Origin of the sequence: Flavobacterium oncorhynchi, from assembly GCF_002217355.1 — a bacterium.
Taxonomy (GTDB): Bacteria; Bacteroidota; Bacteroidia; order Flavobacteriales; family Flavobacteriaceae; genus Flavobacterium; species Flavobacterium oncorhynchi.
Genome location: NZ_MUHA01000025.1, coordinates 171,039 through 180,250 on the forward strand (window position 1 = coordinate 171,039; position 9,212 = coordinate 180,250).

The 9,212-nt window shown below is 31.0% G+C and carries 8 protein-coding genes; 2 read left to right on the forward strand and 6 right to left on the reverse strand.

What is annotated here, in order from left to right:
• Window positions 1-27: 27 nt before the first annotated feature.
• The 4 genes from B0A75_RS16650 to B0A75_RS16665 form a co-directional block, all read right to left on the reverse strand.
• Complete coding sequence (locus B0A75_RS16650; protein ID WP_089055389.1) at window positions 28-591, reverse strand: DUF4256 domain-containing protein; 564 nt, start codon at window positions 589-591, stop codon at window positions 28-30.
• A 39-nt stretch (window positions 592-630) separates the two neighbouring features.
• Window positions 631-1,224 (reverse strand): YdeI/OmpD-associated family protein, encoded by a 594-nt coding sequence (locus B0A75_RS16655; RefSeq protein ID WP_089055390.1) that lies wholly within the window; start codon window positions 1,222-1,224, stop codon window positions 631-633.
• Window positions 1,225-1,361: 137 nt separating this feature from the next.
• On the reverse strand, window positions 1,362-2,693 hold the full coding sequence (locus tag B0A75_RS16660) for a sensor histidine kinase (RefSeq protein WP_089055391.1): 1,332 nt from the start codon (window positions 2,691-2,693) through the stop codon (window positions 1,362-1,364).
• A 1-nt stretch (window position 2,694) separates the two neighbouring features.
• Window positions 2,695-4,044, reverse strand: a complete 1,350-nt coding sequence (locus B0A75_RS16665; protein WP_089055392.1) for a sigma-54-dependent transcriptional regulator — start codon at window positions 4,042-4,044, stop codon at window positions 2,695-2,697.
• Window positions 4,045-4,322: 278 nt separating this feature from the next.
• On the opposite strand from B0A75_RS16665, the gene B0A75_RS16670 reads away from it, so the two are divergent.
• Together B0A75_RS16670 and B0A75_RS16675 are read left to right on the forward strand one after the other, a co-directional pair.
• Window positions 4,323-5,036, forward strand: a complete 714-nt coding sequence (locus B0A75_RS16670; RefSeq protein ID WP_089055393.1) for an ABC transporter ATP-binding protein — start codon at window positions 4,323-4,325, stop codon at window positions 5,034-5,036.
• 4 nt (window positions 5,037-5,040) lie between these two features.
• Entirely contained in the window at window positions 5,041-7,464 is a 2,424-nt protein-coding gene (locus B0A75_RS16675) for an ABC transporter permease (protein WP_089055394.1), read from the forward strand.
• 100 nt (window positions 7,465-7,564) lie between these two features.
• Here the strand turns inward: B0A75_RS16675 and lpxA are convergent, their stop codons facing one another.
• The gene (lpxA, locus tag B0A75_RS16680) at window positions 7,565-8,335 is read right to left on the reverse strand and encodes an acyl-ACP--UDP-N-acetylglucosamine O-acyltransferase (RefSeq protein WP_089055395.1); all 771 of its coding nucleotides are present in this window, start codon (window positions 8,333-8,335) and stop codon (window positions 7,565-7,567) included.
• A gap of 64 nt (window positions 8,336-8,399) precedes the next feature.
• A complete protein-coding gene (locus B0A75_RS16685; RefSeq protein WP_317044194.1) occupies window positions 8,400-8,855 on the reverse strand; it encodes a Crp/Fnr family transcriptional regulator in 456 nt (151 codons plus the stop codon).
• Between the last annotated feature and the right edge of the window lie 357 nt (window positions 8,856-9,212).

Genomic DNA, 9,212 nt, shown 5'->3' on the forward strand with positions numbered 1-9,212 from the left:
TAAAGAGTTTACTCAAAATACATTTTTTTAAATTCTTAATGAACCGCGAAATCCTCTCGCAGCATAATACGAATCTGCTCCATTATGATATACAAAAACAGTATTATAACGAAAATCTGAAAAAACAGCTCCGCCGAGTTTTCTAATATCCGCAGGCGTTTTGATCCAACTTGAAGTTTTAGTATCAAACTTACCCAATTTCTGCAGCTCTTTATATTCTGATTCATTCAAAATTTGAATTCCCATTTCCTCTGCCATATTTATGGCACTGTCTTTAGGTTTGTGTTCTTTTCTTTTTTCAAGTGCTTCATGATCGTAACAAATACTTCGACGTCCTTTTGGGCTTTCTGGCGAACAGTCATAAAAAATATATTCGTCCGTTTCCGAATCGTAACCTACAACATCTGGTTCACCTTCTGTTCTTTCCATTTCATCAAGCGACCATAATTTCTCTGGATTTGCTTTTAGTTTTGCTTCGACTTTACTCCAATTAATTCCTTGATGTCTATTCAAATTTTTCAAAAAACGAGTTTCCAAAACCTTAAGCAGTTCTTCGGTTCCTTCTGGCGATAGTTTATTAGCAGTATTCATAATCTTTTATTTTTTATTTTGAACGTTCCCTTAAATAAATTAATCTTTCAATCCTTTTCCTTCTAAAATCTGAGGAATATTTTTCTCGACTCTTGATTCTCTGGTTTTAGATTGTTTGGGCTGCGAAAAATGCAGTAAATAGGCTCGTTGTCTTCCAGGTGTTAATGCCTGAAATGCTTTTTTTAAGTTAGGCATTTCATCTAACTTCTTTTGAAACTCTGCAGAAACCTCAAAATCGGTTGTCTCTTTCAATTCAACTTTCAAACCCGCTTTTTCAATTTCGATTGCCTGATAAATGTAGGTTTTCAAAATCGCCTTTTGATCGATTATTTCTTTAAGATTCGTAAATCTAATTTGACGTGCTGCCTGAACATTTTCAGATTGTTGAATTAAAATACCGTTAGTATCTTTTAATAAAGCGCCTTTAAAAAATAAAAAAGCACAATACTCTTTAAACTCATGTATTAAAACAATATTACTTTTTCCTAAAGTATAACAAGGGGTTCCCCACTTTAATTCTTCGGTAAGCTGACAATCGAGGGCAATTTCTCGAAGTTGTTCCAATTCCTTTTGCCACTTTTCGACTTTATCAAAATAAAAATCAACTTTAGGATTCTCGTTGCCTTTTGTCATGAAATTTCACTTTAGGTTAGTACCTTTTTAAACTCTATACTTTTGCTAATTTAGAAAAAATCCTATTAAAGAAATATGTTCTTTAATTATTTAAAAAGCATAATAAACGAATGGGGCATTAAAATTTGGATAAAATACTATTCAACCAAACAAATCTCGAAAACAGTTTTTCCATTTTCGTTTTTATTTGCAATATAGCCGCCGTGTGCTTCAACAATATTTTTAGATAATGTTAAACCAATTCCTGCACCTTCATTTCTTGTTGTAAAAAACGGCAGGAATATTTTGTTTTCTATTTCCTTTTCTACTCCAATTCCAGTATCAATTATTCTGATAAAAGTTCTGTTTTCTTTGGCTTCAGCCGAAATTATAATTTGCTTTTCGCTGCTGTTTTTTAAAGCATGAATCGAATTTGTGAGCAAATTAATTAATACTTGTTCCATTTGATGTGCATCAACATTAATCCTGTATTTAAACGAAATTGTATTTACTATACTTATTTGCTGCTCAACAAATAATGGATTCATAATTTGAATGCAATTATCAATTAAATACTGCAGTTCTGTTTTCTCTTTTTGGGGAGAAGGCAGCATGGCAAGTTTTCGATAACCTTCGACAAATTTTTGCAAATGATCGCTTCTTCTCAGCATAGTTTCGACACTATTTTTTACATCTTCTAAGTCTTCTGCTGACAGCGAATCTTGATCAACTAAATCTTGTAAATTTTGGCAAATAGATCGAATTGGCGTTATCGAATTTAAAAGTTCATGCGAAATGACTTTCATTAAATTTACCCAAGCTTCTTTTTCTTTTTTCTCGACAACGTTCTGAATCGAATCGAGGAGTACAATACAATAATCACGTTCAAAAATTTCAGTTCGCGAAGCCTGCAAAACAAATGTCTGCTGATTTTGTTCGTTTACCCTAATTTCTATTGATGTTTTTATTTCCTGAAAATCATCCTTTTCAATGATTTCACATAAAGCAGGAAGCTGGTTTTTAAGATATTTCCATCTTGAAACTTTTGGAACATTAAAATAGGAAGAAAAATAATCGTTCATTAAAAAAACATTCCACTCCTTTTCTTGCTTCTGCAGAATAACAATTCCAGTTTCAATATTATTTAGAATTGAACGATAAATAATATCTTTCGAAACCTGTTCATTTTGCCTGTTCTTCATCGTATCATACAATTGAAACAGTTCGGTATAATTTTTATCAATTTTATGTTTGGTAAAATCTGACGTGAAATCATTTTGCAAAATCGATGAAATGGTTTTGTCATAGAGCAAAATAAAATTGCGGACATAAAAATACATTTCACGAGCCATTAGGAAAACTATAAAAAGTCCAAAAATACCAGTAAACAGCAATCCTATTTTAAAAAAATAAATAGAAAATTCGATTCCAATGACAATTAAAATCAATCGGAAAAACAGCAATTTATAAGTTTGAAAAGTTTTAAACATATTAACTTATATTGATATTATACTTCTCTAAACGTCGGTACAACGAACCCCTTGACAATCCCAAATCATCAGCCGTTTTACTAATATTATTGCCGTTTTTAAAAAGTGCTTTTTCTATTGCCGTTTTTTCTACTGAAGAAAGCTGAATGTCATCTGCGCTTTCATCATAAGGCGTTATAATTTCTAAATCCAAATCAGAAACAGAAATGAGATTGTTTTCGCAAAGAATTACTGCGCGTTCAATTTTATTTTCCATTTCACGAATATTTCCATTCCAAGCATGTTTTTCAATTTGTTCCAAAACTTTTTTATCAAAAGTAATTTCACCTCTTCCATACTTTACTGCCATTTTTTCTAAAAGATATTCTGCCAGCGGAATTTTATCTTCGTTTCGTTCTCTTAACGGAGGCAGAACAATTTCCATGGTGTTGATTCGATAATACAAATCTTCCCTGAAATTTTTATCGGCAGCTTCTAATTTTAAATTTAAATTGGTTGCCGTTATAATTCGAACATTTAGAGGTCTGGCTTTTGTTTCACCCAATCTTGTCACGGTTTTAGTTTGAATAACCTGCAATAATTTTGATTGCAGATGCAAAGGCACATTTCCGATTTCATCTAAAAAAATAGTTCCATTTTGCGCCATCTCAAAACGTCCCGGCGTATCGATTTTAGCATCTGTAAAAGCGCCTTTTGCATAACCAAACAATTCACTTTCAAAAATATTTGAATTCAACGAACCTAAATCAACCGCAATAAAAGGATTGTTTTTTCTTTCGGATTTAGTGTAAATATGATGTGCGAGAACAAATTTTCCCGTTCCGTTTTCGCCAAGAATCAAAACATTAGCGTCTGTTTTTGCCACTTTATCGGCTAATAAATAAGCTTTTTTTATAATCTCTGAAGTTCCTATGAAAAAATCTTTTTCAATTGCGGCCGTTTTTTGTTTTTTCTGATCTTTTCTAGATTTATCAACGGCTTGTTTTACTGATTCTAATAGTTTTATATTTTCCCATGGTTTTAAAATATAATCAAAAGCTCCCGATTTTAATCCTTCAACAGCAGTTTCGACTTTACCAAAAGCAGTCATTAAAATCACAACGGTTTTTGGAGAAAGTGTTTTTATCTCTTTTAAAAGATACAAGCCTTCTCTTCCATCTTCAAAACCAATTCTGTAATTCATGTCGAGTAAAACAACATCGATACTTTTTTCTGATAAAAATTCGACAATATTTTTTGGATTATTGAGTGTATAAATCTCTTCAAAGTACTTTTTCAAGTACACTTTTGATGCAAAAAGAATGTCTTCCTGATCGTCGATGATTAATATAGAAGCGTTTGTTTTTTTCATTTTTGTTCGGTTTTGGACGAAAGCTGTCCATTTGTGGACAGTTTAATTAGTATCGAAAAAATAAAAACGTAAAAATAAAGCAGTTACAGATTTTAAATTTTTGGCACGAAAATCACATTTAGACTAATAAATCATCAAATATGAGAATCTTTTTTGCTGGTAAAAGTAACAAAAATAGACATTTATCAATTATATTGTAAACATCTAAATTTTTGAACTGTTTCTTTTACTTCGGCACTAAAAATAATCATCAAACATCAATCTTTAAAACAGCATTTATGATCAGTATCACAAAACTTTCAAAAACTTTTAGAACTGAAGAAGTAGAAACAAAAGCATTAAGCGAAATTTCCTTAACAATAAATGAAGGCGACTTTATTTCGATTATGGGACCTTCTGGAAGTGGAAAATCGACATTATTAAATATCATCGGGTTATTAGACAGCGCCTCCGATGGAAGCTATAAATTACTGGATCGGGAAATGATTGGCACTAATGAAAAAGTAAAAACGAAAGTTCGAAAAGAAAACATTGGTTTTATTTTTCAGAATTTTAATTTAATTGATGAATTATCAGTTTATGATAATATTGAACTGCCGTTGCTTTACAATAAATTGCATTCTTTTGAAAGAAAGAAAAAAGTAGAAGATATAGCAGCCATATTAGGCATTTCGCATCGTTTAAAACATTTCCCACAGCAGCTGTCAGGCGGTCAGCAGCAGCGTGTTGCTGTAGCAAGAGCTTTGATTAATGATCCTAAAATTATTCTTGCCGATGAACCAACTGGAAATCTAGACAGTAAAAACGGAAATGAGGTAATGGAATTGCTAACTGATCTTCATGCAAGCGGGGCAACAATTTTAATGGTAACGCATTCTGATTATGATGCTTCGTTTTCGCAAAAGACAATTTTAATGAAAGACGGAATCATTCTTTCAGAAAAATTAAATCATAAAAATGTTGATGTTTTCGCAACAACTTTAAACAACTAAGATCATGCTGAAAAACTGGATTAACATATTTGTCTATCACATCAAAAACAACAAAGTCTTTACAGCTTTGAATGTTTTGGGTTTAAGCATTGGAATCGCGGGATTAATTTTTGCGATTTTATACTGGAATGACGAACAGAGTTATGATCAATGGAATCCTAATAAAGACAATGTCTTTTTGGTAGCAAATCAAATGGATCCTACTACATATTGGGCTGCAAGTTCTGCTCCGATAGGATCTACAATAAAAAATACAAATCCTGAGGTTGAATCTTATTGTTATGTAAACGGAAATTACGAGAATGAAATCATTCATTATGACGGCAAAAAAATACAATCTGACAAAATTCTTGTGGCACAAAAAAACTTTTTTGACTATTTCCCCTATCAATTTATAGAAGGAAATGCAAAAACAGGTTTACCTGATGGCAACAGCATTTGTTTATCTGAAGATTTGGCCGCGCAGCTTTTTGGAAACAAAAGTGCATTTGGCAAAAAAATAATTTTACAAGATCAGGTTTTGGTTGTTAGAGGTGTTTATAAACTAGACAAAAAGTCGATTTTCAATCCTTCTTGTGTAGTCAATTTTATGGATTTAAGAGTAAAGAATACCATTCAGCAATGGGGAAATTTTCAATTTATTCTTTTATTAAAACTAAAAAATCCAACTGATACTGGTTTAATTACCAAAAGTCTATCTAAAGTTTATTATGATAACATGACGGTACCTCAAGCCAAATTTCAAGGTATGGCTCCAGAAGAGTTTATAAAAAAATATGGACAAGTAAAGCCTCATTTAGAATCTTTAGCTTCTATTCGTTTGCATACCAAAACTGGCGGCCTTATAGAAACCAACGGAAATTATCAGCTTTTATTAATCTTTGTTGGTTTATCAATTCTAATCTTGATATTGTCTATTGTAAATTACATTAATTCTGCTACTGCAAATGCTGTAAAAAGAGCAAAAGAAATTGGTGTCCGAAAAGTTATTGGAGCTTCTAAAGCGAATATAATACAACAGTTTATTTTTGAAACGGCTGTAATTTTATTGTTCTCCATTTTAATATCTCTTGTAATTGTTGAACTTTCAATTCCTTATTATAATGCTTTCTTAGAAAAAAACCTTGTATTACAAGGCGGACAATTCTATCTGCAATTAGCTGTTATTTTTGTTGCAACTGTAATCGTCGCTGGAATATTTCCTGCAATTTATGTTTCGAATTTTGAAGTTTTAAAAGTCTTAAGAGGCAATTTTATTCGGAGTAAAAGTGGTGTCTGGCTTCGCAACGGAATGTTGATATTTCAATTTGCCGTAGCAGCTTTCTTTATTATTGGGTCTTACATTGTATATCAGCAAATTGATTATATGAATTCTAAAGATTTAGGATTTAATGGAAACCAGATTCTTGACATCTCTTATCGAAACATCTATGGCGAAAAAATTACAGATAAAAATCAATTTAGCAAATACAATAATATCAAAAACCAATTGCTTCGTATAAAAGGCGTAAAACAAGTTGCAGGCGGTGGCTTTGTTATGGGAAGAGGTGCTAAATCTGTAATTTCATATCATTATAAAGACATAAATATAGACGGGAGTAATATTCCTATTGATTTTGGACTTCTTGAAATGATGAAAATAAAAATAGTTAAAGGGCGCTATTTAAATCCCGCATATTCTCAGGATACCATTAATTCAATGTTAATTAATGAAACCGCTTTAAAATTATTAAACGAGAAAGATCCTATTGGTAAAAAAATAAACTGGGATGGGAAAGAAGCTATTATCGTGGGGGTTGTAAAAGATTTTAATATTGGACATCCTGGCGAAGCTGTACCGCCAATGTCAATATTTCATTTTAAAAGTGTATCGTGGTTTAGCGGCCTTTTGAACAATATTTATATAACAGCTGATCCTAAAACTATGCAGCAGACTATTGCTGATATAGAAAGTTTATGGTTAAAGAAAGTTGATACAGAATATCCTTTTATATATGATTTTGTAGATAAGGAATACAAAAGATCCTATAGCGGTTATGTAAAACAAAAGAATCTTTTTTCGTTACTAAACGTAATTGTTATTGTAATTGCTCTTATTGGTTTATTTGCTTTAGCGTCGTACTCTATCGAAAGACGTATGAAAGAAATCGCTATCCGAAAAACGCTTGGCGCCGAAACGAATGTTTTATTAAAGGAACTTTGCAAACAATATATTCTTTTTAGTATTATAGGATTTATGATCGCATTATTTCCCGCTTACTATTTATTAAACAAATGGTTAGAAAATTTTGCTTATAGAGTTTCTATTTCTATTTCACCCTTTTTAATTGGTTTTACCATTTTACTGCTGCTCACTCTCGCAGTAGTACTTTCAAGAGCGTATCAGGCTACCAAAGTTGATGTTTTACGATATTTAAAATACGAATAATCTAATTCTTTTAGATTGCCAAAAACTATTCACCAAAAACTCCTTAATTTTTTTAAGGAGTTTTTTTAAGTTTTAAAATTCACTTTACAACTACACTTAATTATGACAATCCTTTTACAATTCCTCTTTTAGATTGTTTTATAAAATTAAGAATCAAATTTCTTTCTACACTTTCTTCAAATTGACTTTCAATTAATGCTAACGCTAAAGTTGTATTTCTTTTTTCTTGAAAAATAATTCGATACATTTCTTTTAGTTCATTTATCTTCTCAATTTCGAATTTTCTTCTTTTCAGGCCAACGCTATTCAAACCAACATAACTCAAAGGTTCATATGCAGCCGTAATATATGGCGGAACATCCTTCACAACTCTGCTCATTCCAGAAATCATGCTATGGTCACCAATATTTGAAAATTGATGTATGGCTGAAAAACCACTGATAATAGCCCAATCTCCAACAGTAACCTCGCCTGCCATTCCAACATTAAAACCAATGACACAATTATTTCCAATAAAACAATCATGTCCAATATGAGCATTAGCCATAATCAAATTATGATCGCCAATTTTTGTTTTACCTTTAGAAGCTGTTCCTTTATTTATCGTTACAAACTCGCGAATAATTGTTTCATTTCCGATCTCAAGTAATGAATATTCGCCCTTAAACTTTAAGTCTTGTGGATTTCCAGCTATTACTGATCCCGAGTGAATTTCGCAATTTTCACCAATTCTTGCACCGTTCAACAAAGTAACATTATTACCAATCCAAGTATTATCCCCAATAACAACATCATTTTCAATAGTGGAAAAATTTCCGATACGAACATTGTTTCCAATTACAGCAGCATTTCCAATTACAGTATTTTTCAATATTTACTAATTTAATAAGTATACAAATATTGAAAAAAAGAAAATACCATTTTTTGACCTAATGTCAAGTAATTGAAGCCCGTATTCTACTTAAAGTTTCCTGACTAACACCAATAAGTGAAGCAATATCTTTCAACTTGGCTCTTTTTATAATTTGAGGAAATGACTCAAGAAGATATAAATACTTATGTTGAGCTGTCATTAATCTAAACTGATGATGAAACTCATTAATCTTAGAGAGATAAAGTCGAAGTAATTTTAAGTGAAAACTAGAAAATAATGGATAGCGTAGCAAAATTTGCTCATCATCAAAAGATAAAGAGTATACAGTAGTTTCATCTGAAGTTTGAAAAATCTCAAATGATGGTTTTTGCTCAAAAAAACTACTCATCGAAGTAACAAATTGATTGTCGGTATAAATCCATTTTGTAACCTCCACACTTTCTACTATAGAAAAACGTCGTATAGTACCGGATTTAATAAAATAGATTTTATCACATACTTTTCCTTCCTCAATAATTAATTCATTTTCTTAAACTTTTCTTCAACAAAATATTCTTTTATTGCATCTTCGGTTTCGTGATCCAGCTTTTGAAAGCTATTAATTACATTTATCAGTTCCTTCATGTCCCAAATTATATTAAACAAATTTATGAATATAACTAACAAGCATTAAAATTTCTTTTTAATCAAACAAAAGCACATTACTAAATAAAAGCTTCTAAATAACTTCTTTCATCCCAATACAATATTTGTGTATAAAAAACAAAAAACAGCTTTAAAACAGCTGAAAACTAAAATCGTAACGGTTGCTTTCGACTGCTGAGATAGCATAATATATTTTAGGAATGATTTCTAAAACATTTATAAAACAAAA